Origin of the sequence: Microbacterium luteolum (assembly GCF_039533965.1) — a bacterium.
GTDB lineage: Bacteria > Actinomycetota > Actinomycetes > Actinomycetales > Microbacteriaceae > Microbacterium > Microbacterium luteolum.
Genome location: NZ_BAAAUN010000001.1, coordinates 3,713,081 through 3,738,010, shown reverse-complemented (window position 1 = coordinate 3,738,010; position 24,930 = coordinate 3,713,081). Strand labels below are relative to the sequence as shown.

28 protein-coding genes and 3 tRNA genes are annotated in these 24,930 nt (G+C 69.2%); 13 read left to right on the top strand and 18 right to left on the bottom strand.

Annotation, left to right across the window (positions count from 1 at the left end; translation table 11 throughout):
• Nucleotides 1-110: 110 nt before the first annotated feature.
• The 3 genes from ABD648_RS18190 to sigK are packed head-to-tail and all read right to left on the bottom strand — an operon-like array spanning nt 111 to nt 2,172.
• Complete coding sequence (locus ABD648_RS18190; protein WP_282216342.1) at nt 111-740, bottom strand: DNA-directed RNA polymerase subunit beta; 630 nt, start codon at nt 738-740, stop codon at nt 111-113.
• 29 nt (nt 741-769) lie between these two features.
• Nucleotides 770-1,576, bottom strand: a complete 807-nt coding sequence (locus ABD648_RS18185) for an anti-sigma factor (RefSeq protein WP_282216341.1) — start codon at nt 1,574-1,576, stop codon at nt 770-772.
• Nucleotides 1,573-2,172 carry an ECF RNA polymerase sigma factor SigK gene (sigK, locus tag ABD648_RS18180; RefSeq protein WP_282216340.1) on the bottom strand — a complete coding sequence of 200 codons (600 nt, stop codon included), beginning with the start codon at nt 2,170-2,172 and terminating at the stop codon, nt 1,573-1,575. The genes ABD648_RS18185 and sigK overlap by 4 nt, the downstream gene beginning before the upstream one ends.
• 186 nt (nt 2,173-2,358) lie before the next feature.
• Between sigK and ABD648_RS18175 the strand changes: the two genes are divergently transcribed.
• The 6 genes from ABD648_RS18175 to ABD648_RS18150 all read left to right on the top strand — a co-directional run bounded on the left by ABD648_RS18175 (nt 2,359) and on the right by ABD648_RS18150 (nt 5,527).
• On the top strand, nt 2,359-3,015 hold the full coding sequence (locus tag ABD648_RS18175) for a fasciclin domain-containing protein (protein ID WP_282216339.1): 657 nt from the start codon (nt 2,359-2,361) through the stop codon (nt 3,013-3,015).
• 141 nt (nt 3,016-3,156) lie between these two features.
• Nucleotides 3,157-3,229, top strand: a tRNA-Lys gene (locus ABD648_RS18170).
• A gap of 155 nt (nt 3,230-3,384) precedes the next feature.
• Nucleotides 3,385-3,723 (top strand): ArsR/SmtB family transcription factor, encoded by a 339-nt coding sequence (locus tag ABD648_RS18165; RefSeq protein ID WP_282216338.1) that lies wholly within the window; start codon nt 3,385-3,387, stop codon nt 3,721-3,723.
• A gap of 1 nt (nt 3,724) precedes the next feature.
• Nucleotides 3,725-4,387, top strand: a complete 663-nt coding sequence (locus ABD648_RS18160) for a dihydrofolate reductase family protein (protein WP_282216337.1) — start codon at nt 3,725-3,727, stop codon at nt 4,385-4,387.
• Entirely contained in the window at nt 4,384-4,845 is a 462-nt protein-coding gene (locus ABD648_RS18155) for an SRPBCC domain-containing protein (protein ID WP_282216336.1), read from the top strand. Before ABD648_RS18160 ends, ABD648_RS18155 begins: the two co-directional genes overlap by 4 nt.
• A gap of 136 nt (nt 4,846-4,981) precedes the next feature.
• Nucleotides 4,982-5,527 (top strand): type 1 glutamine amidotransferase domain-containing protein, encoded by a 546-nt coding sequence (locus tag ABD648_RS18150; RefSeq protein WP_282216335.1) that lies wholly within the window; start codon nt 4,982-4,984, stop codon nt 5,525-5,527.
• 8 nt (nt 5,528-5,535) lie between these two features.
• On the opposite strand, the gene ABD648_RS18145 is transcribed toward ABD648_RS18150, so the two are convergent.
• Nucleotides 5,536-6,054: a CGNR zinc finger domain-containing protein gene (locus ABD648_RS18145; protein WP_282216334.1), complete on the bottom strand. Its 519-nt coding sequence runs from the start codon at nt 6,052-6,054 to the stop codon at nt 5,536-5,538.
• A 25-nt stretch (nt 6,055-6,079) separates the two neighbouring features.
• On the opposite strand from ABD648_RS18145, the gene ABD648_RS18140 reads away from it, so the two are divergent.
• Entirely contained in the window at nt 6,080-6,313 is a 234-nt protein-coding gene (locus tag ABD648_RS18140; RefSeq protein ID WP_282216333.1) for a hypothetical protein, read from the top strand.
• On the opposite strand, the gene ABD648_RS18135 is transcribed toward ABD648_RS18140, so the two are convergent.
• The 12 genes from ABD648_RS18135 to ABD648_RS18080 all read right to left on the bottom strand — a co-directional run bounded on the left by ABD648_RS18135 (nt 6,294) and on the right by ABD648_RS18080 (nt 16,824).
• The gene (locus ABD648_RS18135) at nt 6,294-6,827 is read right to left on the bottom strand and encodes a DUF1697 domain-containing protein (protein WP_282216332.1); all 534 of its coding nucleotides are present in this window, start codon (nt 6,825-6,827) and stop codon (nt 6,294-6,296) included. The genes ABD648_RS18140 and ABD648_RS18135 overlap by 20 nt on opposite strands.
• On the bottom strand, nt 6,824-7,405 hold the full coding sequence (locus tag ABD648_RS18130) for an isochorismatase family protein (RefSeq protein ID WP_282216331.1): 582 nt from the start codon (nt 7,403-7,405) through the stop codon (nt 6,824-6,826). The genes ABD648_RS18135 and ABD648_RS18130 overlap by 4 nt, the downstream gene beginning before the upstream one ends.
• Nucleotides 7,406-7,472: 67 nt before the next feature.
• Nucleotides 7,473-7,545, bottom strand: a tRNA-Thr gene (locus ABD648_RS18125).
• A gap of 69 nt (nt 7,546-7,614) precedes the next feature.
• Nucleotides 7,615-9,171 (bottom strand): alpha/beta hydrolase, encoded by a 1,557-nt coding sequence (locus ABD648_RS18120; RefSeq protein WP_282216330.1) that lies wholly within the window; start codon nt 9,169-9,171, stop codon nt 7,615-7,617.
• Entirely contained in the window at nt 9,168-10,325 is a 1,158-nt protein-coding gene (locus ABD648_RS18115; RefSeq protein WP_282216329.1) for a DNA polymerase III subunit delta', read from the bottom strand. Before ABD648_RS18115 ends, ABD648_RS18120 begins: the two co-directional genes overlap by 4 nt.
• A 75-nt stretch (nt 10,326-10,400) precedes the next feature.
• A complete protein-coding gene (gene tmk, locus ABD648_RS18110) occupies nt 10,401-11,036 on the bottom strand; it encodes a dTMP kinase (protein WP_282216328.1) in 636 nt (211 codons plus the stop codon).
• Nucleotides 11,033-13,906: a type I DNA topoisomerase gene (gene topA, locus ABD648_RS18105; protein WP_282216327.1), complete on the bottom strand. Its 2,874-nt coding sequence runs from the start codon at nt 13,904-13,906 to the stop codon at nt 11,033-11,035. Before topA ends, tmk begins: the two co-directional genes overlap by 4 nt.
• A 77-nt stretch (nt 13,907-13,983) precedes the next feature.
• Complete coding sequence (locus tag ABD648_RS18100) at nt 13,984-14,313, bottom strand: helicase (RefSeq protein WP_282216326.1); 330 nt, start codon at nt 14,311-14,313, stop codon at nt 13,984-13,986.
• Nucleotides 14,313-14,624 carry a TadE family type IV pilus minor pilin gene (locus ABD648_RS18095; RefSeq protein WP_282216325.1) on the bottom strand — a complete coding sequence of 104 codons (312 nt, stop codon included), beginning with the start codon at nt 14,622-14,624 and terminating at the stop codon, nt 14,313-14,315. Before ABD648_RS18095 ends, ABD648_RS18100 begins: the two co-directional genes overlap by 1 nt.
• Before the next feature lie 44 nt (nt 14,625-14,668).
• On the bottom strand, nt 14,669-14,866 hold the full coding sequence (locus ABD648_RS18090; RefSeq protein ID WP_282216324.1) for a DUF4244 domain-containing protein: 198 nt from the start codon (nt 14,864-14,866) through the stop codon (nt 14,669-14,671).
• 51 nt (nt 14,867-14,917) lie between these two features.
• Complete coding sequence (locus ABD648_RS18085; RefSeq protein ID WP_282217450.1) at nt 14,918-15,814, bottom strand: type II secretion system F family protein; 897 nt, start codon at nt 15,812-15,814, stop codon at nt 14,918-14,920.
• The gene (locus ABD648_RS18080) at nt 15,814-16,824 is read right to left on the bottom strand and encodes a TadA family conjugal transfer-associated ATPase (protein WP_282216323.1); all 1,011 of its coding nucleotides are present in this window, start codon (nt 16,822-16,824) and stop codon (nt 15,814-15,816) included. The genes ABD648_RS18085 and ABD648_RS18080 overlap by 1 nt, the downstream gene beginning before the upstream one ends.
• A gap of 405 nt (nt 16,825-17,229) precedes the next feature.
• On the opposite strand from ABD648_RS18080, the gene acs reads away from it, so the two are divergent.
• Nucleotides 17,230-19,197 carry an acetate--CoA ligase gene (acs, locus tag ABD648_RS18075; RefSeq protein ID WP_282216322.1) on the top strand — a complete coding sequence of 656 codons (1,968 nt, stop codon included), beginning with the start codon at nt 17,230-17,232 and terminating at the stop codon, nt 19,195-19,197.
• A 65-nt stretch (nt 19,198-19,262) separates the two neighbouring features.
• Here acs and ABD648_RS18070 read toward each other — a convergent pair whose 3' ends face one another.
• Both ABD648_RS18070 and sp36 read right to left on the bottom strand, forming a co-directional pair.
• On the bottom strand, nt 19,263-19,721 hold the full coding sequence (locus ABD648_RS18070) for a RidA family protein (RefSeq protein WP_282216321.1): 459 nt from the start codon (nt 19,719-19,721) through the stop codon (nt 19,263-19,265).
• On the bottom strand, nt 19,718-19,942 hold the full coding sequence (gene sp36 / locus ABD648_RS18065) for a Sp36 family protein (protein WP_116635780.1): 225 nt from the start codon (nt 19,940-19,942) through the stop codon (nt 19,718-19,720). Before sp36 ends, ABD648_RS18070 begins: the two co-directional genes overlap by 4 nt.
• Before the next feature lie 74 nt (nt 19,943-20,016).
• Between sp36 and ABD648_RS18060 the strand changes: the two genes are divergently transcribed.
• The 5 genes from ABD648_RS18060 to ABD648_RS18040 all read left to right on the top strand — a co-directional run bounded on the left by ABD648_RS18060 (nt 20,017) and on the right by ABD648_RS18040 (nt 24,924).
• Nucleotides 20,017-22,563, top strand: a complete 2,547-nt coding sequence (locus ABD648_RS18060) for a transglycosylase domain-containing protein (protein WP_282216320.1) — start codon at nt 20,017-20,019, stop codon at nt 22,561-22,563.
• Nucleotides 22,554-23,495, top strand: a complete 942-nt coding sequence (locus ABD648_RS18055) for a metallophosphoesterase (RefSeq protein WP_282216319.1) — start codon at nt 22,554-22,556, stop codon at nt 23,493-23,495. Before ABD648_RS18060 ends, ABD648_RS18055 begins: the two co-directional genes overlap by 10 nt.
• Before the next feature lie 56 nt (nt 23,496-23,551).
• Nucleotides 23,552-23,628, top strand: a tRNA-Pro gene (locus tag ABD648_RS18050).
• Between the two features lie 67 nt (nt 23,629-23,695).
• Nucleotides 23,696-24,172: a VanZ family protein gene (locus ABD648_RS18045; protein ID WP_282216318.1), complete on the top strand. Its 477-nt coding sequence runs from the start codon at nt 23,696-23,698 to the stop codon at nt 24,170-24,172.
• Entirely contained in the window at nt 24,169-24,924 is a 756-nt protein-coding gene (locus ABD648_RS18040; RefSeq protein WP_282216317.1) for an HAD-IIB family hydrolase, read from the top strand. The genes ABD648_RS18045 and ABD648_RS18040 overlap by 4 nt, the downstream gene beginning before the upstream one ends.
• Nucleotides 24,925-24,930: the final 6 nt, after the last annotated feature.

Below are 24,930 nucleotides of genomic sequence, written 5' to 3'. Positions count from 1 at the left end.
ATAATTGAACGGCCGGGCCGCATAACCCCGGGCTCCAATTTTTGCCGCTTTGAGCGGCCTTCCGCCGAGAGGCGTTCTTGCGGCCCGGTCTTTCTCTGTCCGGCTCGCGGTCAGGCCAGGGAGCCCGTGCGCCAGAGCACCGCGGAGGCCGACAGATCCTGCGCATAGCTGCTGAGGCGCAGGGCCCGCGTCGTCAGCTCGCTCGCCCGCGCGGGCTCGGTCGGCTCGTAGTCGTCGGCCGTGTGGGTCGCACCGGACGCCTGCACGCGGCAGAAGGCGGCGGCACGGTCGAGTGCGACCGCGAAGTCCCCGCGGAAGGCCCCCCGCAGGATCGTGTCGATGAGCGCGACGAGCTCGTCGGGTTCCGCCGGCGCCGGAGCACCCGCGATCACGGCGTCGGCCGACGGCAGCTCGACGCGTCCGCGCTCGTACAGCAGCGCTGCCGTCTGCGGGTCGCCATGGATCGCCAGCTGCAGCACGTACAGCCTCCAGAGAGCGCCGGGCAGCGTGCGCGAGGGGGCTTTGGACCACAGCTCCGCGATCTCGTCGATGCCGTGCTCGGCCGTGAACGCGACCAGACGCTCGGCGCTCGCCCCGCTCTCGTCGGCCCGCACCCGCGTGAGCAGAGCGGATGCCGTCGCGTGCGCCACGCGCGTCTCCTCGGCGGGATCGTGCGCGCCGACGATGTTGTCGAAGGCACTCGTCGGTCGACGGATGGGACGGTGATGCTGCTCGGGCATCGAACCAGGCTACCCGCGATCGCAGCCGATCAGGCCGTGGGGATGACGATGACCGGGTCGGAGGTCGGCGTGCCCGAGGGGGATCCCCCGGCCTGCTCGACCGTGACCGCGATCACATCGCCCGCGTGCATGTCTCCTTCGAGTGCCGCGGTCGCGCGACCGTCCTCGACGTCGAACACGCCGGCGGGGATCGCGTCGTCGCCGCGGACGTACCAGAGCTCATAGGTCTTGCCGTCGGCAGGGGCGGGCACACCGTCGGTGACGAGCACGGCTGCTCCGGCGGACGCCGACCAATGCGCGGTCGCCTTTCCTCCGGAGGGAAGCTCCACGGATGCCTGCTCGGCGTCGGATGCCGACTGGATCTGCTCCAGTGCGACGACGGATGCCGGGCGGTTGAGCTGGCCGTTGAGCGCGACGGCGCCGATCCCGACACCCACCAGCACGGCGAGGCAGGCGGCGAGCGCGAACACGGTGCGGGTCCAGCGGCGCTTCGGTGCAGAGGCGCGAGCCTCGTCAGGATCGCTCGGTGACGGTTCGTCCACCCGCGGTCGCTCGTCGGCGAGGACGTCGGGGCTCGTCGGCCCCGTGCCGGTCGTCGGCTCGCCGTTCTGGGGCGTCGCCGCGATCTGGGCGAGGAGGGCGGCACGAATGCCGGGAGGCGGGGATACGGGCGCGACGGAGCCGGACAGGAGGTCAGCCGTCTCGGCATCCGCTTCGGCGATGGCTCGCCACTCGGGGTGCGCGACGAGAGCGTCGTCGAATCGACGGGCGTCGTCGGGCGACAACGCGTTCAGGGCGGCGCCTGCCGCGAGTTCCGCGAACTCCTGCTCGTTCATGCTGTCACCCCCATGGCTGACCGGAGACGGGTGAGCCCGTCCCGCATCCTTGTCTTGATCGTCCCCAATGGTGCTCCCACGAGCACCGAAATCTCGTTCTGACTGTAACCGCCGTAATACGCGAGCACGAGCGCTTCTCGCTGCACGTCCGGCAGCTCCGTGAGTGCTTCGACGACCTTCTCGCCGTCGATCCCGAGTTCCACCTGCTCTGCCACACTGTCGTGCGCCACGCCGATGTCCCTCAGTCCCGCACGCACATCACGGTCCGCACTGGACTGGGATGCACGCACCCTGTCCACGGCCCGGCGATGTGCGATGGTCATCACCCATGCTCGTCCTTGACCTCTGTTCGGAGCGAAGCGCGAAGCGGATTGCCAGATCTCGAGAAAGACCTCCTGCAGCACCTCTTCACTCTGCGAGCGGTTCACGAGCACACGCAGGATCAGCCCGAACACGCGCGAGGAGAGAGTGTCGTAGAGCTCGGCGAAAGCACGCTGATCCCCGTCGGCGACGCGGACGAGGAGTGCGGCGACCGCGTCTCTCGCCGTCCCGTCCTCGGGCACGTCCATTCCGTCGATGACCATCCCCTCCAGCATGCCGCATCTCCCCCCTATTCCCGTGCAGACGTCACCCGATCGTGAGGGAATTTCTCCCGTGATTCTGCGGATCGAGGTATCGGATCCGAACGATTCTGAGATTTCTCCCATCCGATACCGACGGGGCTCCGAACAGATGTCGACGCCACGGAGAGGCCGTGGCTGAAGTTTCTGAAGGAGCTCGAGATGTTCAGCACCAAGAAGAAGGTCACCGCAGCACTCACCCTGACGCTTGCCGGAGCGTTCCTGCTCTCCGCATGTTCGACCGGCACCGCCCCCGCCGAAGAGTCGTCGGAGCCGATGACGTCGGAGTCCGCCGAGCCGACGACCGAGGCGATGGACCCGGCCGCCAACCTCGTCGGAGCAGGCTGCTCCGCGTACGCCGAGGCCGTCCCGGACGGCGCAGGCTCGGTCGAGGGCATGTCGAAGGACCCGGTCGCCGTGGCCGCCTCCAACAACCCGCTGCTCAAGACGCTCGTCGCCGCGGTGAGCGGTCAGCTCAACCCGGACGTGAACCTCGTCGACACGCTCAACGGAGACGAGTTCACCGTCTTCGCACCGGTGGATGACGCCTTCGCGAAGATCGACCCCGCCACCATCGAGACGCTCAAGACCGACAGCGCACTGCTGAGCTCGATCCTGACGTACCACGTGGTCCCCGGCCAGATCGCGCCCGACGAGATCGCCGGCATGCACACCACCGTGCAGGGCGCCGACCTCGAGGTCACCGGCAGCGGTGACGACCTGATGGTCAACGGAACCTCGACCGTCATCTGCGGTGGCGTCCAGACCGCCAACGCGACCGTGTACCTCATCGACACGGTTCTGATGCCCCCGATGTAATCAGGGACACAACCTGCCGGGTGTGGATTTCCCGGCAAGCGACCTTCTCTCGTCTCGGGGGAGGAACGTGAGAAGGAGAAGGGGCCGCCGGTGATGGTGTTCACCGGCGGCCCCTTCTGTGCGCACTACACTTGAGGCGAGGGGCCTCTAGCTCAGTTGGCAGAGCATCGGACTTTTAATCCGCGGGTCGTGGGTTCGAGCCCCACGGGGCCCACCGCAGCTTTCTGGCACGGCGACCGGCGACGGGGATCGAGCGACGAACGCTCTCCCTGACGCTGACGTCGATCGACAGCGCGTCCATGTCGCCGTCGGCATCCGCGATGAGATCGACTCTTGCCGACGTCGACTCCGCGGACTACAGTTAGGTAAATGCCTAAGTATCACGATGACGTCGACGCCGTGCTCCGCGCTCTCGCGGACCCGACGCGTCGCGCTGTCGTCGAACGGCTGGCGAAGTCGCCCGCGGTCGTCTCCGAGCTCGCGGAACCGTTCGCGATGGCGTTGCCGTCGCTCATGCAGCACCTCCGCATCCTCGAAGATGCGGGAGTGGTCGACTCGGAGAAGCACGGCCGCATCCGCACCGTGACTCTGCGACCGGGCGCACTCGACGTGCTGCACCTGTGGCTCGGCGAGCAGCGCACGCCCGCCGAGAACCAGGCCGACCGCCTCGGCATCCATCTCGCCCTCACCACTCCCAAGGAGAACTGACATGACCCGCGTTCGCATGGCTCTGTTCACATCGCTGGACGGCTACACGCCCGCCGACCCGACGCCGACGCCCGAGAACCCCATGGGCGAGGACTGGGGCCGTCTCACGGCCGCGTACGCGGCGACCCGCACCTTCCGCGCGAAGATCTTCGGTGACACCAGCGGCGCCGGAACGACCGGCGTCGACGATCGTTACGCCGCAGCGTTCTTCGACGGCATCGGTGCCGAGATCATGGGCGCGGGGATGTTCGGCCTGCACACCTTCCCCGACGACCCGGACTGGAAGGGCTGGTGGGGCGACACCCCGCCCTTCGGCACCCCGGTGTACGTCCTCACCCACTCCGCCCCTCGCCCGTCGATCCCCATGGACGGCGGCACGACCTTCCACTTCCGCGACGCGGCGATCGAAGACGTGCTCGCCGAGGCGACAGAGGCCGCGGGCGGTCTGGACGTGCGCATCGGCGGCGGATACCGCACAGCGCGGGAGTTCCTGCGCGCGGGCCTGGTCGACGACCTGCACCTCATGGTCGCGCCGATCTTCCTCGGTCGGGGCAACCGGCTGTGGGACGATCTGCGCGGCTTCGATCTCACCCACACCGTGACGACGGAGGTCGCCGAGAGCGGTGAGATCCACGTCACCCTGACGCGTCGGGACGACCGATGACGACAGAACGCCGACTCGCACGCTCCGGATTCACCCTGACCCGCGACTACCCCGCCGGCGTCGAGCGCGTCTGGGACGCCTTCGCCGTCGAGCAGGAGAAGCTCCGCTGGTGGGGTGCCGGTTCGTCGATGAAGGCGCGCGAGTGGGCGTTCGACTTCCGCGTCGGCGGGCGCGACATCGCCGAGAGCGCCTTCCACGACCGTCCGGTGTCGCGCTACGAAGCCACGTACACCGACATCGTCGAGCACGTCCGCATCGTCACCACGTACGACATGTGGATCGACGGGGTGCACATGTCGACATCCTTGGCGTCGTTGGAGTTCGAGCCGATCGATGAGGGAACCCGCTTCACGCACATCGAGCACGGCGTCTTCTTCGACCGGTTCTGGGCCGACGGCGTCGGGCGCGAGGAAGGAACGCGCGGACTGCTGGGGGCGTTGGGGCGATACCTGGCCTGAGCCGCTCACACCGGCTCGCCCCGCTTGTATCACCGCCGTCGCCGTTCGACCACCCCCTTCACCATCTGCGCACTCCGCGAGAGGGTCGTGTCGTCCCCGAGAACCCGGGGACGACACTCCCACGAAAGGACGAACGATGACTCTCTCCGGCAGCCGAGTGGCATTCCTGGCGACAGACGGATTCGAGGACAGCGAGCTGACCAGCCCGTGGGACGCCGTGACCGCCGAGGGAGCGAGCGCGACCCTGATCGCCCCGGAGAGCGGCAGGATCACCGGCAAGAACGGTCATGAGCAGTCGGTGGATCTCACGTCCACGGATGCGACCGCCGAGCAGTTCGATGCGCTCGTGCTCCCCGGCGGCGTCGTGAACGCCGACCACCTGCGCATGGACAAGCCCTCGATCGCGCTCGCCCGCGCCTTCTTCGAGCAGCACAAGCCGGTGGGCGTGATCTGCCATGGCGCCTGGATCCTCATCGAGGCCGGTGTCGTCGACGGCCGCACCCTCACCAGCTACCCCAGCCTGCAGACCGACCTCCGCAACGCCGGGGCGACCTGGGTCGACGAGGAGGTCGTCGTCGACGAGGGACTGGTCTCCAGCCGCACCCCGGACGACCTTCCGGCCTTCAACGCGAAGGTCGTCGAGGAGATCGGCGAGGGGAAGCACGCCGGCCAGACGGCCTGATCCGCAGGTCAGGCGCCTCGGGCCCGATGCCGCCGGACGGCAGCTCGGTTCGCGCAGCGCACCGAGCAGAAGCGCTGACGACCGTTCCGCGTCACGTCCGCCACCACGTTGGTGCACGGCGGCGCCTGGCAGCGGCCCAGCCTGCTCATCCCGCGTGTGACGAGGTGCAGCGAGGTGCCGAGGTTGATGATCGCCCGGAGAACGTAGGGCAGCGATCTCACATCGTCGCGGTAGTGGAGGTGCCATCCTTCGCCATCGTGGTTCGTCAGCCGCGGGTAGGCGGCCGCCGCCGCGAGCTCCGCGTTGAGCAGGTCGGCTCGCGCGTCGGCATCCGGTTCGTCGACGATCTTGAGCCACTCGTCGATGACAGCCCGGATCTGCTCGTGGTCATCGGGCGCCGGCGGGAAGGTCTGCGTCATCCCGAGTTCCAGCGTGCGCTCCTCGATTCCGGCGCGGTCTTCCGGCCAGTCGTTGGCGAGGGATGCCGCCAGCAGGACGGCGTACTCGCCGTAAGGGTTGAGATGCATAAGAGCATTACATCACGCTGGATACATGACCGCACTGCACACCCGTCCGATCCCCCGCATCCCCCAGCCCACGGCAACACACGAGCACGCATGGCTCGTGGAGTCGCGCCACCCGACGAGCGAAGGCGTCGTGCTCTACGTGCGGTGCGCCGAGTGCTCCGTGCGGCGCGTCGATGTGCAGCCGCACCTCCAGACGCCGCCCTCCGCGCTCAGCGCCGAGATCGCCGCACCCGCTGCGCTCAGGCGGTCAGCTCGATGAGCTTCCGGACCGTGCGGAGGTTGCGCGCGGTCCCAGCGACGCCGAGGGCGCGGTCGAGCACCGCCTTGGTCAGCTTGGTCGAGTGCACTCCCCCGCTGCCGTAGTCGATCCAGAGGTCGTCGCCGATGAGCACGAGACGCTCATCGGGCAGGAGCCTCTCCTCCAGCCCCTCGACAGCGCCCGGCCGGCAGGCGCCCTCGAGGAACATGGCATGCACGAACTTCTCCTCGCCGTCGGGAAACGGCTGAGCCTTCTCGGATGCCACGAGCTCCGCATGACGGCGGTGGATCACGGGGGTGTCGACACCGAACTCCGCCACGATCGCCTTCCGCACGGCGGCGCAGGCGGCATCCGGCCTCTTCGGCGTCTTGCAGATGATGTTGCCGCTGGCGATGTATGTCGAGACGTCTTCGAGATCGGTCTCGGCGGACAGGACCTCACGCAGTCGCGCCATCGGCACGCTGTTGCGCCCGCTCACGTTCACGGCCCGCAGCAGAAGGACGCTGCGGCTCACGCGTCCGCGCTCTCGACGAGCTCCGCGCCCGCGTGCGCGAGCTCCGCCAGAGCCGCTTCGCTGGATTCCGCGCCGACGCCCGCCACGAGATCCGTGAACACGCGCACCCGCACGCCGTGCGCGATCGCATCGAGAGCTGTGGCCCGCACGCAGTGGTCGGTCGCGATCCCCACGACGTCCGCGGTGACCACACCTGCGTCCGTCAGCACCGCGCCCACGGTCGATCCGTCGTCGGCCACCCCCTCGAACATCGAATACGCGGGAACCCCCTGCCCCTTCTGCACGTGGTGCGTCACGGCATCCGTCGCGAGAAGGGGGTCGTACTCCGCACCCTCCGTCCCGGCGACGCAATGCACCGGCCACGTGTCGACGAAGTCCGGCTCCTCCGCGAAGTGCCCGCCGTTGTCGCCCTCGGCATGGTGCCAATCGCGTGACGCGATGATCACCGCGTAGTCGGACGCGTGATCGGCCAGGAACGCGGACACCGCGGAGGCCACCGCGTCGCCTCCCGTGACGGCGAGAGCGCCGCCCTCGGTGAAGTCGTTCTGGACGTCGACGATGAGAAGCGCTCTGCTCATGGTTCGAGAGTACGCCGTGAGGAACGGGAAAGGCCCCGTGATGTTCTTCGCATCACGGGGCCTTCGGAGCCGCCTGTCAGAATCGAACTGACGACCTTCTCATTACGAGTGAGATGCTCTGCCGACTGAGCTAAGGCGGCGTGCGACGCGTGAGCGGCACGATCACCGATATTACCCTGTCTCGCGGCTCGTCGCGAATCGAGGCCGCCTCACTCGCAGCGCAGACCGTCCTCGGGCACGACGTCGTCGAGCAGGAAGGCCTCCACGGCGTCATCGACGCAGGAGTTGCCCTTGTTGTAGCCCGTGTGACCTTCGCCGACGCGGGTGATGAGAACACCCTCCTCCAGCTGGTCCGCCAGCGACTCGGACCACTCGTACGGGGTCGCCGGGTCGTTCGTCGTGCCGACGACGACGATCGGGCCCGCACCCTCGGCCTTGATCTCGCCGCGCGTGCCCGTGGGCGGGTACGGCCAGACGGAGCAGGAGTCGGGACCGTTCCAGTACGGGGCGATCGTCGGAGCGCCCTCGGCGATCTTCTTCGTGATCGCGGCCTCGGCCTCGGGGTCGTCCTCGACCGGGTAGTCCATGCAGTTGTACGCACGGAACGCCTCGGAGGAGTTGCTGAGGTAGGCGCCGTTCTCCCGCTCGTTGTAGAAGTCGGCGAGCAGGAAGGCCGTCGTGGGGTCGCCCTGCAGCGCCTCGTCCAGCGCCTGGGTGAGGTAACTCCAGCTGTCTTCCGAGTACAGCGCGGCGATGATGGCGGTCATCATCGCGTCCGCGCCCATCAGGCGTCCGTCGCCGTTCTTGAGCGGCGTACGGTCGGCGCTCGCGAGCAGAGCTCCGAGGTCGGCCATCGCCTCGTCGACCGTGCCATTGAACGGGCAGCTTCCGGAGTCGAGGCAGTTCTGCATGTAGGCACGCAGGGCCGATTCGAAGCCGAGCGCCTGAGTGGCGCCGACCTCGAGACCCGGGACGGCGGGATCGATCGCGCCGTCGAGCACGAGCCGGCCGGCCTTCTCAGGGTAGAGCTTCGCGTAGGTCGCGCCGAGGAAGGTGCCGTACGAGTAGCCGAGGTAGTTCAACTGCTTGTCGCCGAGCACCGCGCGGATCAGGTCCATGTCGCGCGCGGAGTTGATCGTCGTGATGTGAGGCAGGATGCCGGCGCTGTTCGCATCGCACGCATCGGCGAACGCCTTGTGCGACTCCAGCAGCTCGGCCTCCCACTCGGGCGTCCCGCGCGGGGCGTCGGGGATGCCGTAGAGGTAGTCGTCCATCTGGGCGGCGTCGAAGCATTTCACGGCCGTGGAGGCGCCGACACCGCGAGGGTCGAAGCCGATCACGTCGTAGTTCTCGATCAGGTCGGCCCCCACCGCGAAGTCGAGGCTGCCCTGGATGAGCTCGACGCCACTGGCGCCGGGTCCGCCCGGGTTGGTCAGCAGGGAGCCGATCGCGGTGCCCTCGGCCTGGTGGCGGACCACGGAGAGCGTGATCTCCCCTGCACTCGGATTCTCCCAGTCGAGCGGCGCCGTCACGTCGGTGCAGTCGAAGCCGGTGCCGCACGTCGTCCACGTCAGCGTCTGCGAATAGAACGGGAGCAGGTCCTCGGCGACGCCCTCGGTGTCGGGTGCGTTCGTCGTCGACGGCCGCGGGGCCGCCTGCTCGGGGATCATCGCGTAGAGACACCCGGAGAGGGCGACGGATGCCGCGGCCAGGCCGGCGATGATCGCGGCGGCGCGGCGGAAGCGGGAAGTCGATCGGTTGTTCACGGTTTCCTCCCGCTCGTGATCGTCACGAGCAAGCTCTCCAGGGCGAGCAGCGGGGCGACGTTGCGCTCCAGCGACTGCCGCGTCTCGGCAAGGTGGTCAAGTACGACAAGAGTACGTGTCTCCGGCCAGGCCGACGCGAGGCCTGCCAGCTCGGCGCGCAGCTCGGTGTTGATCAGATCGTCATCTCTGCCGAACTGCAGCATGACGACGTCGCGGAACAGGGATTGGAGGTCGGTAAGCACCCGGTCGATGCCGTCACGCAGACTGCGCGTCGCGCGCTTCTTCTGGTCGTCCTCGAGAGCGGAGAGCTGCGTGCGCAGAGCCGGCGGGACGGGCTGCCCCTCGGCGATGCCCACGGTCCGGAGCATCGAGGCTCTCTCCGTCGCGTCGCGCTCGGCCGTGAGGGCCTTCGCATCCTCGGTGGCGGCCTGGATGATCCGGCCCGCCACGTCGACAGCGTCGCCGACACCGCGCACGCCCAGGACCGAGCGCAGGGTCTCGTCGCGCCGACGGCGCGCCGATTCGTCGGTGGCGAGCCGCTGTGCCATGCCGATGTGACGCTGCGCGTGCCGGGCGGCCTGCTCAGCGATCTTCTCGTCGGCGCCGGTGCGCAGGCTGATCAGACGCGCCACGTCGGCCACGTCGGGCTCACGGAGCCGCAGCGACCGCACCCGGGAGCGGATGGTCGGCAACAGGTCGGCCTCGCTCGGGGCGCACAGGATCCACACGGTCTGCTCCGGGGGCTCCTCGAGCGCTTTCAGCAGCACGTTCGAGGTGCGCTCGACCATGCGATCAGCGTCTTCGACGACGATCACCCGATATCGTCCTGCCGACGGCGCGAAGTACGAGCGCTCCACGAGCGCGCGCGCCTCGGCGATCGTGATGATGACCTTGTCGGTGCGCAGCGCCGTGACATCGGGATGCGTGCCGGCGAGCACCTGGCGCATCGCCGCCTCGTCGTCCGGACGGTCGGCGACCAGCGCGGCGGCGAAAGCGTGCGCGAGCGTCGAACGGCCGGATCCGGGAGGACCGGTGATCAGCCAGGCGTGCGAGAGCGCGGCTGGGTCGGATGCTGCGGCGCGGAGCGTCTCGACCGCCGCGTCCTGTCCCCACACATCGGCCCATGGGAACGGAGCGGCGACGGTCTGGGGCATGACCTCAGCCTAATCGGGAGCACCGACGCCCGCGGCACGGGCTCGACGCGTCACCAGCGACCCGCGGGCGGTGGTTCAGCGCGAGGCGAGCAGGCTCTCGACACGGGCGCGGATCAGCCCGGCGATGTCGGCGGCGGATGCGGCGGCGTCGACCACGAGGAATCGCTCGGGCTCCGCGGCGGCGAGCGTCAGGTAGGCGTCGCGGACGCGGGCGTGGAAATCGACCTGCTCCGCCTCCAGCCGGTCGAAGGGCTTGTCCGCGGAATCGAGGCGCACGCGCGCCGCGCCGGGGTCCAGGTCGAGCAGGATCGTGAGATCCGGGAGCGCCCCCTCGGCTGCCCAGAGCGACAGGTCGCGGATCTCGGTCGCGTCCAGCACGCGGCCGGCGCCCTGGTACGCGACCGAGGAGTCGAGATAGCGATCCTGCAGCACGACCTCGCCGCGTTCGAGGGCCGGCCGGACCACGGTTGCGACGTGGTGCGCCCGGTCGGCGGCGTACAGCAGCGCCTCCGCACGCGGCGCGATGTCACCGCGGTGATGCAGCACGATGTCGCGGATCAGCTGACCGACCTCGGACCCCCCGGGCTCGCGGGTGCGGACGACGGTACGACCGGCATCCGTCAGCCACGAGGCGAGCAGATTCGACTGCGTGGTCTTGCCCGAGCCGTCGCCGCCTTCGAGAGTGATCCACACACCGCGGCCTGAGGTCACGAGCCCGCCTTCGCTGCGGCGTTCGCGGCACGCGTCGCGGCGGCCTTCTTCGCCGCAGCCGAGCGCGCGGCCGAGGTGGCGGCGTCCGTCTTCTTGGCGGCAGTCTTCCCTGCCGTGGTCGTCTTCTTCGCCGCGGCGGTCTTCGCCGCCGGCTTCTTCGCGGGAGCCTTCTTCGCTGCGGGCTTCTTGGCGCCGCGCTTGGGAGCCGGGCCCTTCGCGCGCTTGTCGGCCAGCATCTGCACGGCGATCTCGAACGTGATGTCCTCGACCTTCTGTCCGCGCGGGATCGTGACGTTGGTCTCGCTGTCCGTCACGTACGCGCCGAAGCGGCCGTCGCGGATGCGGATCGGCTTGCCGCTGACCGGGTCGGCCTCGAACTCCGCGAGCGCGCTCGATGCCCGGCGCCCTGCGCCGTACTTCGGCTGCGCGTAGATCTCGAGCGCCTGCTCGAGCGTGACGTCGAAGATCTGCGACTCGCTCTCGAGCGAACGCGAGTCCGTGCCCTTCTTCAGATAGGGACCGAACCGGCCGTTCTGGGCCGTGATCTCCTCGCCCGACTCCGGATCGGTGCCGACGACGCGCGGGAGGCTCAGCAGCTGCAGCGCGGTCTCGAGATCGATCGAATCGACCGACATCGAGCGGAACAGCGATCCGGTGCGAGGCTTGGGCGCCGTCTCCTTCTTGGCCCCCCGCTTCGGCTTGGGGGCCTCGACGACCTCCCCGGTCGACTCGTCGACGGCAGCATCGTCCGACACGGGGTCGTTCTCCTGCACGTACGGACCGAATCGTCCGTCCTTGACGACGATGATCTTGCCGTTCTCGGGGTTCTCCCCCAGCACGCGGTCGCCGGCGACGGGAGCGTCGATGAGCTCCTGCGCCTTCGCCTGCGTGAGCTCGTCGGGTGCGAGATCCTCCGGCACGTTGACGATGCGCGGCTTGGCCTCGGGGTTCTCCGGGTCGGCGACCTCGAGGTAGGGGCCGTACTTGCCGAAGCGGAGCGTGGCGGTGTCGGTGATGCGCGTCGAGTTCAGCGCGCGGGCGTCGATCTCGCCGAGGTTGTCGACGACCTGACGGAGGCCGGTGCGGTTCTCGGATCCGAAGTAGAACGACTTGAGCCATTCCACCCGGTTCTGCTCGCCGCGGGCGATGGTGTCGAGGTCGTCTTCGAGCGCCGCCGTGAAATCGTAGTCGACGAGCGCGGCGAAGTGCTCCTCGAGCAGACGCACGACGCTGAAGGCGAGCCAGGTGGGGACGAGTGCCTGGCCGCGCTTGACCGCGTATCCGCGATCGAGGATCGTCTCGGGGATCGAGGCGAAGGTCGACGGACGACCGATGCCCTTCTCCTCGAGCACCTTGACGAGCGAGGCCTCGGTGTACCGGGGCTTGGGCGTGGTGCGGTGCCCCTTGGCCTCGGCATCCGAGACGGCGAGCGCGTCGCCGACGGCGACGGCGGGCAGGGACTGGTTCTCGGCCGCATCAGCGTCGCCCCGCTTCTCGTCGCGCCCCTCTTCGTAGGCCTCGAGGAAGCCCTTGAAGGTGTAGACGGTGCCGGATGCCGTGAACTCGGCGAGCTGGGCGGCACCCTGCCCCTTGAGCTCTGCCGAGGTGTCGACGGCGATCGTCACGGTCGTCGTCTCGTACTTCGCGTCGGCCATCTGGCTGGCGACGGTGCGCTTCCAGATGAGGTCGTAGAGGCGCTGCTCGTCGCGGTCGAGTTCGCTGGAGAGGGATGCCGGCGTCCGGAAGTTCTCACCCGAGGGACGGATCGCCTCGTGGGCCTCCTGCGCGTTCTTGCTCTTCGACTTGTAGACGCGCGGCTTCAGCGGCACCGCGGCGTCGCCGTAGAGCGCGACCGCCTGGCTCCGCGCCGCCTGCACCGCCTGGGTGCTCAGCGCCGTGGAGTCGGTGCGCATATAGGTGATGTAGCCCTTCTCGTACAGACGCTGGGCGACGCCCATCGCCTGCTTCGCACCCATCGAGAGCTTGCGGCCGGCTTCCTGCTGCATGGTCGAGGTCGTGAACGGCGCATAGGGGCTGCGAGTACCGGGCTTCGCCTCGACCTTGGTGACGGTGCCGGAGCCTGCGGCGTCGACTGCCTGCGCGAGAGCGGCGGCCGTGGCCTCGTCGAGGATGACGACGGCCTTCTTGAGCTTTCCGGTGTCGTCGAAGTCGGTGCCGCGGGCGAGCTGCCCGCCGTCGACCCGGACGAGACGGATCTTGAAGGACGTGCCGGTCGCTGCGGCGGCGGCATCGACGTCCCAGTACTCGGCGGAGGTGAACGCCATGCGCTCGCGCTCGCGGTCGACGATCAGGCGGGTGGCGGCGGACTGCACGCGCCCCGCGGAGATACCGGTCTTGACCTTGTACCAGAGCACCGGCGAGACGTCCCAGCCATAGAGGCGGTCGAGGATGCGGCGGGTCTCCTGCGCGTCGACGAGGTCGTGGTCGAGCTCGCGGGTGTTGCCGACCGCGGCCTGGATGGCGTCCTTGGTGATCTCATGGAAGACCATGCGCTTGACCGGGACCTTGGGCTTCAGGGTCTCCAGCAGGTGCCAGGCGATCGCCTCGCCTTCGCGGTCCTCATCAGTGGCGAGCAGGAGTTCGTCGGCGGTCTTCAGCGCGCGCTTGAGCTCGGCGACGGTCTTCGTCTTGCGATCGGAGACGACGTAATAGGGGTCGAAGCCGTTCTCGATGTCGATCGAGTACTTCCCGTAGGCCTCTTTATCCGCGGCTGGGATGTCCTTCTTGTCAGCGAGGTCGCGGATATGGCCGACGGAGCTGAGCACCTCATAGCCGTCGCCGAGGTATCCCTGAATAGACCGCATCTTCGTCGGGGACTCGACGATGACGAGCTTCTTGCCTTCAGCCAAGGGGGCGTCCTTTCTTCGAAGCACACCATACACACCACTGTGTGGGGTCGTTCACAGTGAGTGAGGTCGCGCCGCCGTCAGTGACCCTCGGGTGGCCCGGCACGGGCGCGGGAGACGGCAGCCAGACCAGCGTACGCCGCCTGCACCTCCACGGTCGCCACGAAGCCGTTCACGACGCAGCCGGTGAGGGCGGCTCCGGAGGCTCCCGCCACCCGCGCCGCGAGTTCGCACGGGTCATCGGCGGACGGCACGGCACCGCTGGCCGCGTCGGCGGCGGCGAGCGCGGCGGCGTCAGCCGCACCGGCCGCGCGCTGAGCCGTCACCGCCGCCCCGCCGACGGCGGCGAGTCCGAGGGAGAGCGCCGCCGCGACCGTGAGGAGGCCGGCCGCGAGCGCCGTGCCTGCCATCAGCGGCCTCCGTCGAGCGCGCAGCTCGATGCTCGCAGCGGCAGACGGACGACGGCGCCGAGCGACACGTCGATCGATGCGGTGACGCAGACGAGGTCGCCGGATCCGGAGGACGAGACCGCTGCCCCCGGAACAGCGCGCCCGACCACCCCTTCCGCGGCATCCGCCCCCTCACCGCGGCCGAGGAGCCGGGCGGCATCCGCCACCGCATCCTGCAGGGCGACCTGCAGGGAGGCCGCGCCGAGGGCGCCGGCGCCCAGGAGGAGGGCGAGGAGGACGGCCGGGAGCGCGAGCGCGAGCTCGGCCGCCACCGAACCGCGCTCCTCTCCCAGACGCGGGGTCGTGCGCGTCGCCCTCACGACACTGTCAGCGCTCGACGGACGAGGTCGGTGAGGATGCCGCGCACCTCGTCCGACCTCATGATCACGACGAGCAGTCCCGCGAAGGCCACGGCGGCCATGGTCGTGATCGCGTACTCGGCGGTCGCTGCTCCGGTGTCGTCGCCGAAGAGGTTCGCCGCGCGACGACGATCCAGCGTGGGAATGGTGTTCATGATGTTCCTTCTTTCTCTGTGGTTTCTTTCCGGTGGTGCGTCGTCGGTGGTTCACAAGGGCAGCGGCGTCGAGGCGAGCACGCTGAGCAGCAGCGGAGCCACGCCCAGCAGGAGGAAGGCCGGCAGCGTGCAGACGCCGAGCGGGATGAGCAGGCGCGTGGAGAGCTTCGCCGCGCGCAGGCGGCCCTGCACCCGGGCGGAGTGCCGGTCCTGGGCCGCGGCCGCTCGGAGCAGTTCACCCGCCGGCACACCTGCTGCGCGGGAGAGATCCAGCACGGTCCTCACGCGCTCCTCCTCTCCGGCGCCGGAGACGGCGCTCTCCGCGACGAGCCGCAGCGCCCGGTCGATGGAGGCGCCGCCGGCGAGCGCGACGGCGACCAGCTCCGCCCTCATGCCGGGGGTGCCCGGCGCGGGGCGCGCCTTCTTCAGCAGCCTCCGCGTCCACTGACGTGCGGCGACCACCAGGAGCAGACCGGCCACCACGCACGCACCGCCGAGCGGATTGCCGAGGATCACGCCCAGCGTGTCGAAGCCGAGGGCGAAGCCCAGGAGCAGTCCGGCGAACGGCATCCACAGCAGCAGGCGCGCCGTTCCCGCGGGCTCCGCGAGCGCGATCCGCACATCGTCGGCCGCGGAGGCCGCGTCGCGAAGCGTCTCGGCGATCATCCGCAGCACTTCGGCCAGTGGCGCACCGACGGTCGTCGCGATCTCCCACGCGGCAGCCAGATCGGCCCACGCTCCGCCCTCGGCCTCGATCGCGGCGAGCAGCGGCGTTCCGGAGGCGACGCGGTCCACGACGGATGCGGCATGCCGATCGCCGGTCTCGGCGAGGTGTCGCCAGGCGACGAGCGGCACGGCGCCCGCTTGGAGCAGCACGGCGAGGGTCTGCACCGAGGTCGCCGCATCCGCCCCGTCGGGTTCGACCACGGCCGACCGGCCGAACCGCATCACCACGGCCGGACCTCTTCGATGTCGAGCCGGTCCCCGCTGAGAGCGAGCCGCCCTGCTTGGGCGATGCGCCGGGTGCCGTCGGGTGCCCGCTCGAGGTGCAGCACGATCGTGAAGGCACTGACGGCCTGCCGGGCGAGAGCTGTGGCGTCCATCCCGGCGAGAGCACCGAGCGCCTCGAGACGTGCCGGCACGTCGCGCAGTCCGCTCGCGTGCAGGGTGCCCGCGCCGCCGTCGTGTCCGGTGTTGAGCGCGGTGAGCAGCTCCCTCACCTCTTCGCCGCGGCACTCCCCCACCACGAGTCGATCGGGCCGCATGCGCAGCGACTCGCGCACCAGCCGGGCGAGGCTGATCCCGCCCGCTCCCTCGAGGTTGGCCTGGCGCGCCTCGAGGGCGACGTGATGAGGGTGACGCGGACGGAGCTCGGCGACGTCTTCGATCGTCACGATGCGCTCGGCGGCGGAGACCTCGGACAGGAGCGCCGAGAGCAAGGTCGTCTTCCCCGTGCCCGTTCCTCCCGTGATGAGAACGTTGGCCCGCTCGGCGACCAGTCCCAGGAGCCAGCTCTGCTGGCGAGCATCGAACGATCCGAGCGCCGCGAGCGCGTCGAGGTCGGCGGCGCGCACGCGAGGGATGCGGATGGACAGGGCCGTGCCCGACGTCGACACCGGCGCCAGGACGGCGTGGACGCGGATGCCGGAGTCGAGGCGCACATCGACGCACGGCGCCTGATCGTCGAGGTGCCGGCCGCCGAGTCCGACGAGCGCCACCGCCAGATCGCGGACTTCGCGCTCGGACGCCCTCCAGGTGGGTACGGGCTCCGTCCCGTTCCCCCGATCGACGAACAGTCCGTCGGCGCCGTTCACGAACACATCCGTCACCGCATCGTCGGTGCAGTGCTCGGCGAGCGGTCCGAAGGCGGGATCCAGACGCCGCTGCTCGGGGACGTTCGCCGCAGCGAGCGCTGAGCGCGTTCCGCCTCGGGGCTGGATGACGAAGGAATCGGCCATGACGCGAAGCTATGCCGGGCCACGGTCGCCGCGACGGCCGCACAGCGTTCGACACCGCGTGCTGTGCAGAAGCCCCGGGATCGGGGTTCCGTGCAGAACCGGGAGAAGGTGCGGCAACGGTTGCGAGCGAGAGCGCTCCCAACGGAAATGGGCGACATCTCACGGGGGGAATGAGATGTCGCCCACGGCGGGCCGCGATCGGGGGAATCGGGCGCACCAAGGCACGAATGAGAATTCGGCTGTCGTCGAGTGTACGCAAGGCGACCGTCCTGACAAAACCCGCTCCACTACTGACTTTCGGCAGTATGCGACGTCGGACCGCGAGGATAGATTCGCCCTGACACGGCGGTGGCAGAGTCACGCCGTGCCCGCATGACCCGTGATGCCGCAAAGGAGCGCCTGCCGATGAGCAGCCAGATCGACCACCTTCTCGACGAGACCAGGAAGTTCCCGCCGTCGGAGGAATTCGTCGCCCAGTCCGTGTCGTCGCCCGAGCTCTACGAGCGCGCGTCTGCTGACCGCGAGGCATTCTGGGGCGAGCAGTCCCGCGATCTCCTGCACTGGCACAAGCCGTTCACGCAGGTGCTCGACTGGACGAATCCGCCGTTCGCGAAGTGGTTCGACGACGGCGAGCTGAACGTCGCGTACAACTGCCTCGACCGCCACGTCGAGGAGGGCAACGGCGACCGGATCGCGCTGCACTGGGAAGGCGAGCCCGGCGACAGCCGCAGCATCTCCTACGCCGAGCTCACCGATGAGGTCAAGCGCACGGCGAACGTGCTCGCCGGCTTCGGCGTCGGCCAGGGCGACCGGGTCGCCATCTACCTGCCGATGATTCCCGAGGCCATCGCGGCGATGCTCGCTGTCGCGCGGCTCGGCGCCATCCACTCCGTGGTCTTCGGCGGCTTCAGCGCCGACAGCCTGCGTGCGCGCATCGACGACGCCGGCGCCAAGGTCGTCATCACGGCAGACGGGGGCTACCGCAAGGGCAAGGTCTCCGCACTCAAGCCTGCCGTCGATCAGGCTCTCGGCGACCGCGGCGAAGGCGAGCAGCAGACGGTCGAGCACGTGCTCGTCGTGAAGCGCGGCGGCAACGACGTCGATTGGGTGGAGGGCCGCGACGTCTGGTGGCACGACGCCGTGCCCGCGGCATCCGCCGAGCACGCCGCCGAGGCCTTCCCCGCCGAGAATCCGCTCTTCATCCTCTACACCTCCGGCACCACCGGGAAGCCGAAGGGCATCCTGCACACGTCCGGCGGCTACCTCACCCAGGCCGCGTACTCGCACAAGTACGTGTTCGATCTGCACCCGGAGACGGACGTGTACTGGTGCACCGCCGACATCGGCTGGGTGACCGGGCACTCGTACGTCGCTTACGGTCCGCTCGCCAACGGCGCCACGCAGGTGCTGTACGAGGGCACACCGGATGCTCCGCACCCCGGCCGCTGGTGGGAGATCATCGAGAAGTACAAGGTCTCGATCTTCTACACCGCACCGACGGCGATCCGCTCGTTCATGAAGATCGGCCGCAGCATCCCGGCGAAGTTCGATCTCTCGTCCCTGCGCCTGCTCGGCTCGGTGGGCGAACCCATCAACCCCGAGGCGTGGATGTGGTACCGCGAGGTCATCGGCGCGAACAAGGCGCCGATCGTCGACACCTGGTGGCAGACCGAGACGGGCGCGATCATGGTCTCGGCCCTCCCCGGGGTCACCGCCACCAAGCCCGGCTCCGCGCAGGTGCCGCTGCCCGGCATCTCGATCGACGTGGTCGACGAGAAGGGCGTCGAGGTCGGCAACGGCAGCGGCGGACTGCTCGTCGTCACCGAGCCGTGGCCCAGCATGCTGCGCGGTATCTGGGGCGACCCCGAGCGCTTCCGCGAGACGTACTGGGAGAAGTTCGAGGACCAGGGCTACTACTTCGCCGGTGACGGCGCACGGCTCGACGAGGACGGCGATCTCTGGCTCCTCGGACGCGTCGACGATGTGATGAACGTGTCCGGCCACCGGCTCTCGACCGCCGAGATCGAATCCTCTCTCGTGGCGCACGAGGCCACGGCCGAGGCGGCGGTCGTCGGCGCCTCGGATGAGACCACGGGCCAGGCGGTGGTCGCCTTCGTGATCATCAAGGAGAGCTACCTCGCCGGCCACGACCCCGCAGGACTCGCGCAGTTGCTGCGCCTCTGGGTCGGCGAGCAGATCGGCGCGATCGCTCGTCCTCGCGACGTGTACATCGTCGGCGAGCTGCCGAAGACGCGCTCGGGAAAGATCATGCGCCGCCTGCTGCGCGATGTCGCGGAAGGCCGGGAGGTCGGCGACACCACGACGCTGGCCGACACCGCCGTCATGAGCATCATCTCGGCGCAGGTCAAGTAGGCCGACGAAGAGAACGCCCCTTCCCGGATCCGGGAAGGGGCGTTCTGCATCTGGATGCCGCGGCGTCAGGCGAGGATGAAGGTGACCTCGACCTCGACGGGGCTGCCGAGCGGGAGCTCGGCCACACCCACGGCCGCGCGGGCGTGGCGCCCGGCATCACCGAAGATCTCGCCGAGCACTTCGCTCGCGCCGTTGATGACGCCGGGCTGACCGGTGAACGCCGCAGCGGATGCCACGAATCCGCCGAGTCGCAGCACGCCGGCAATGTGGTCGACGCCTCCGGCGGCATCCGCTGCCGCGGCGAGCGCGTTCAGCGCGCACGTGCGGGCGTAGGCCTTCGCATCCTCGGCGGTGACCTGGGAGCCGACCTTGCCGATCGCGGGGAGGGCGCCGTCGATGAACGGCAGCTGCCCCGACGTGTAGACGAGACCGCCGTGCACCACGGCCGGCACGTACGCGGCCACCGGGGCGGCGACGGCAGGCAGGTCGATGCCGAGCTCGGCGAGGCGCGCGGAAACGCTCATGCGGCGCCTCCCTCGAACTGCCGAGCGGCCTCGGCCGCGGCGGCGAGGCCCGCATTCGCCGAGGCGTCAGAGGTCACGGGGCGCTTCAGGTAGGCGACGAGACCGCCCTCCGGACCCTGCACGACCTGGACCAGCTCCCAACCCTGCTTGCCCCAGTTGTTGAGGATCGCTGCCGTGTTGTGGATCAGCAGCGGCGTGGTCAGGTATTCCCACGTGGTCATGGCACTCCTGTCAAAGGCGGTATTCAGGGAACTCCCCTACGATCAAGCGTATGCCCCAAAAGAAGAATCGAACGGTGAGAGGTGTGCTCGGCGGTCTCGTCGGGCTCGTCGGCCTGAGCGCCGTCGCCGGTCTCCTGGTCACTGCGAGCGTCACTCCGGTCCTCGCGATGACCGGTGTCGCCGGCACCCAGGCACTGACTCTTTTCGACCAGCTCCCCGAGAACCTCAACCCGGGTACTCCGATGGAGCAGTCGACCATCTACGCCACGGCACCTGACGGCACCCCGGTCGAGCTCGCCTCCTTCTACGAGCAGAACCGCGTTCCGGTGACCTATGACCAGGTCGCCCCGGCGCTGTACGACGCGATCCTCTCGAGTGAGGACAAGAACTTCTACAGCCATGGCGGCGTGAACGTCGGCGCCACGGTGAAGGCTCTGGTCGACAACGTGCGCGGCACCTCCAGCCGCGGCGCTTCGACGATCAGCCAGCAGTTCGTCAAGAACGTGCTGATCCAGCAGTGCGAGCAGGAAGTCGACACGACCTCCGAGACGTACTCGGAAGAGCTCCAGCAGTGCTGGCTCGATGCGACGAACGCGGTCGGCAGCAAGGGCATCGAGCGCAAGCTGCAGGAGATGCGCTACGCGATCCAGATCGAGAAGGACGTCTCGAAGAACGACATCCTGCTCGGCTACCTGAACATCGCCAACTTCGGCGGCACGGTCTACGGCATCGAGTCCGCCGCCAACTACTACTTCTCCACGACCGCCGCGAACCTCACTGTCGCGCAGGCCGCGACGCTGGCCGGCATCGTGCAGAACCCGAACACCTTCCGCATCGACCAGCCGGAGGGCACGTCGACGAACGACGACGGCGCCGCGGTGAACGGTGCGGAAGACGGGTACTCGCTGACCAAGGATCGGCGCCACTACGTGCTCGGCCGCATGCTCACCGACGGCAAGATCACGCAGGCGCAGTACGACGAGGCGGATGCCTCTGCCATCGAGCCGCTGCTCAACCCGCCGACGCAGGGTTGCGCGTCCGCCGGCCGCAGTGCGTACTTCTGCCAGTACGTGAAGTCGATCATCGAGACGGACCCTTCCTTCGGAGAAACCCTGCAGGAGCGTCGTGATCTGCTTCGCCGCGGCGGCCTGAAGATCTTCACCACGCTGGACTTCCGCATCCAGGAGCCGGCGGCCCAGACGATGGCCGACATCGTCCCGACGAGCTACGGCGCGTACTTCGGTGCCGCGGGCACGTCGATCGAGGTCGGCACCGGCCGCATCCTCTCGATGACGCAGAACACCCTGTTCAGCGAGACGATCGAAGACAGTCCGGATTACACCTCGCTCGTGTTCGCCGGTGACAAGAAGAACGGTGACTCGGTCGGTTTCCCCGTCGGGTCGACCTACAAGCTCTTCACCCTGATCGACTGGCTCGAGAAGGGGCACTCCGTCAACGAGCGGGTCGACGGCAGCCTGCAGACGAACATGAAGTTCACCGCCGCGGCCTGCGGCGGCGGCACCATGACCGCCAACACCCGGGAGATCGGAAACTTCAACAGCGCGGCGGGATACACCGGCACCGTCATGGACTTCACCAAGAACTCGCTGAACAGCGGGTTCTTCGCGATGGCCTCCAAGCTCGACCTCTGCGACATCAACAAGGTGGCTGATCGCATGGGCGTCACCGTCGCGACGGGTGAGAAGACCACCGAGAGCAACGTCCCCTTCGACGTCCTCGGCTCGAAGAACATCTCCCCGCTGGCCATGGCGAACGCCTACGCGACGGTCGCGAGCGGTGGCACCCTGTGCACCCCCCGCGCGATCGATCGCGTCATCGGCGCCGACGGCAAGGACCGCGAGCTCCCGGCATCGTCCTGCACCGCCGGTGTCATCAGTCCCGAGGTCGCGGCGACCGCCGCATACGCGCTCCAGGGCGTCATGAACTCGGGGGGCACGGGAAGCCGGGCCAACCCGGGCGACGGCACACCGCTGATCGGCAAGACAGGCACGCACAACGAGTACGGCACGATGATGATCGAGTCCAGCACCAAGGTCGCGACCGCCGTCTGGGTCGGCCGTTCGCAGGGGCAGGACAACATCTACCGCGAGTGGTACGGCGATTGGCAGCTCAACGATCTGCGCTACCCGCTGGCCGAGGTGGCGCAGGCCGCCGCGAACGCGGCCTACGGCGGCGACGACTTCCCGCAGCCCGACCGCAACCTCACCAAGGTCGTCCTGACCGACGTGCCGAGCGTGGTCGGCATGACCGTGGACGCCGCGAAGGCCACACTCGAGGGCGCAGGCTTCCAGTTCTCGCAAGGTGGAGAGGTCGACAGCAACCTCGCCGCCGGTCTCGTGGCAGCTCAGGATCCGAACGGCCAGGCTCCGGCCGGCGCGACCATCACGGTCGCCACCAGCAACGGTTCCGGCACGACCGTGCCCGCGAACCTGGTGGGGATGTCGAAGGCGCAGGCGCAGGCCGCTCTGATCGCGGCAGGCTTCACGAAGATCAGCTTCGACGCGTCGTGCAATCCTCCGACGGCCACCGTGACCGGATCGGATCCCGCCCCGGGCGCCGCGGCCAGCAAGGCCGCCCAGGTCGGCGTGACGTGCCAGTAGCCTCCGGCCGCTCCGCACACCCGGCCCTCATCGCGCTCGGCGCGGTGGGGGCCGCGGGTGTCGCGGCGGCGGTGTGGGGCATCGGCATCGAGCGCTACCTCTTCACGCTTCGCGAGGAGACGGCCCCGGCCCTCGCACCCGGCTCGGCGCCGATCCGCGTCCTGCACATCTCGGACGCGCACATGGCCCCCTGGCAGCATCGCAAGCAGGACTGGCTGGCATCCCTCGCGCAGCTGAAGCCCGACCTCGTTGTCAACACCGGCGACAATCTGGGTCATCGCGACGGGCTCGAAGGCATCCGCCGTTCGTTCGATCCGTTCGCCGGCATCCCCGGTGTGTTCGTGCACGGCTCGAACGATGTCGTCGGGCCGTCTCCACGCAACCCGCTGCGCTACTTCCTCGGCCCGTCGAAGAAGCAGCAGGAGCCCGAGACCCTCGACACCGAGGCGATGGACCGGTACTTCACCGAGGAGCTCGGCTGGACCGATCTCGACAACGCGGCCGCGCGGCTGACCGTCGCCGGCAACACGGTCGACTTCTTCGGCGTGAACGACGCGCACCGCGACTGGGATCGGCTCGATCTGCTCCCCGCCGCGATCAGCGACCTCGGAGCACCGGATGCCGGCATCACGAAGCTCGGCGTCACGCATGCCCCCTACCAGCGCATCCTCAACGGATTCACGAGCCTCGGCGCTGACGCGATCTTCGGCGGTCACACGCACGGCGGTCAGGTCTGCCTCCCCGGCTACGGGGCCCTGGTGGCGAACTGCGACATCCCGCTGAAGCAGGCCAAGGGACTCAGCACCTGGTCGCACGGTGCCCGCTCCGTGCCCCTGAACGTCAGCGCCGGGTGCGGTCACTCCATCTACGCGCCGGTCCGTTTCGCCTGCCGTCCGGAGGCGACGCTGCTCACTCTGACCCCTCGGGCCTGATCGCGCGCACGATTCGGCGCACGGGACATTTCCCTGTAGACTCGGAGGGTTGCAAACGGGGTGTGGCGCAGCTTGGTAGCGCGCTTCGTTCGGGACGAAGAGGTCGCAGGTTCAAATCCTGTCACCCCGACCAGTGACACCGGAAGGCCGCCCCTCAGGGGCGGCCTTCTCTGTACGGAGAACGCGCACGGAAGGGACTCATGGGCTCTCTGCTCCCGCCGCCGCGCCGTTACACCCGCGCCTGGGCGCTCGTCCTCGGCATCCCCTTCCTCGCCGGCCTCGCCGTACTGACGTTGACGCCGTCGCGCGTCGAGGACTCGATGCCGAACCTGCTGGACCTCGTGCTCTCCGTGGTCCACCGGCTCGGCTGGACCGCACTCGACTTCACCCGTCTCGAGGTCCTCGCCAACATCCTGGTGTTCCTCCCCGTCGGGGTGCTCGCCTTCCTCCTTCTCCCCCGGCGCGTGTGGCTGCTGTCGCTGCTGGTCGGGCCGCTGGTGTCCCTCTCCATCGAGGCCGCGCAGCGCGTCGCCCTGCCCCACCGCGCCGCGACGGTGACCGACGTGATCGCCAATTCATCAGGCGCCACGGCGGGAGTGGCCTTCGCCGTGCTCTGCACGCTCGCCTTCGCCGTGCGCCGAGCTCCGCAGCCATCTCCTACGCTGGAGGCATCATGACCGCTCCCGCACTCGTCGCCTTCGACCTCGACGACACGCTCGCCCCCTCCAAGGGCCTGATCGACCAGCGCATCGCCGACCTCCTGCAGGCGCTGCTGCGCTCGGTCGACGTCGCGATCATCTCCGGCGGCAACGAGGCGCAGTTCCGCACGCAGGTGATCGCCCGGCTGGGCGATGCGGATGCCGCCGACCTCGCCCGCCTGCACCTGCTGCCGACGTGCGGCACGCGCTACCTGCGGCACGACGGCTCGGACTTCACGCCGGTGTATGCGCACGATCTCAGCAACGCGGAGAAGACCGCCGCGCTGACCGCGCTCCGCGAGGAGGCCGAGCGCCTGGGCCTGTGGGAGCCCGAGCCCTGGGGCGAGATCCTCGAGGACCGCGGATCGCAGATCACCTTCTCGGCCCTCGGCCAGCGCGCGCCGCGCGAGGCGAAGCACGCGTGGGACCCGACGGGCGCCAAGCGCTCGCTCCTGCGCGACGCCGTCAGCGCACGGCTTCCCGGACTCGAGGTGCGCTCCGGCGGGTCGACCTCGATCGACATCACGCAGGCCGGCATCGACAAGGCGTTCGGGATGCAGCGGCTCGCCGAGCACACCGGCATCCCCCTCTCCGCCATGCTCTTCTACGGCGACCGTCTCGACGAAGGCGGGAACGACTACCCGGTGCTCGCGATCGGTGTGCCCTCCGTCGCGGTCGACGGCTGGGAGGACACCGCCGACAGGCTCGACGCGCTGCTCCCGACGCTCTGAATCGCC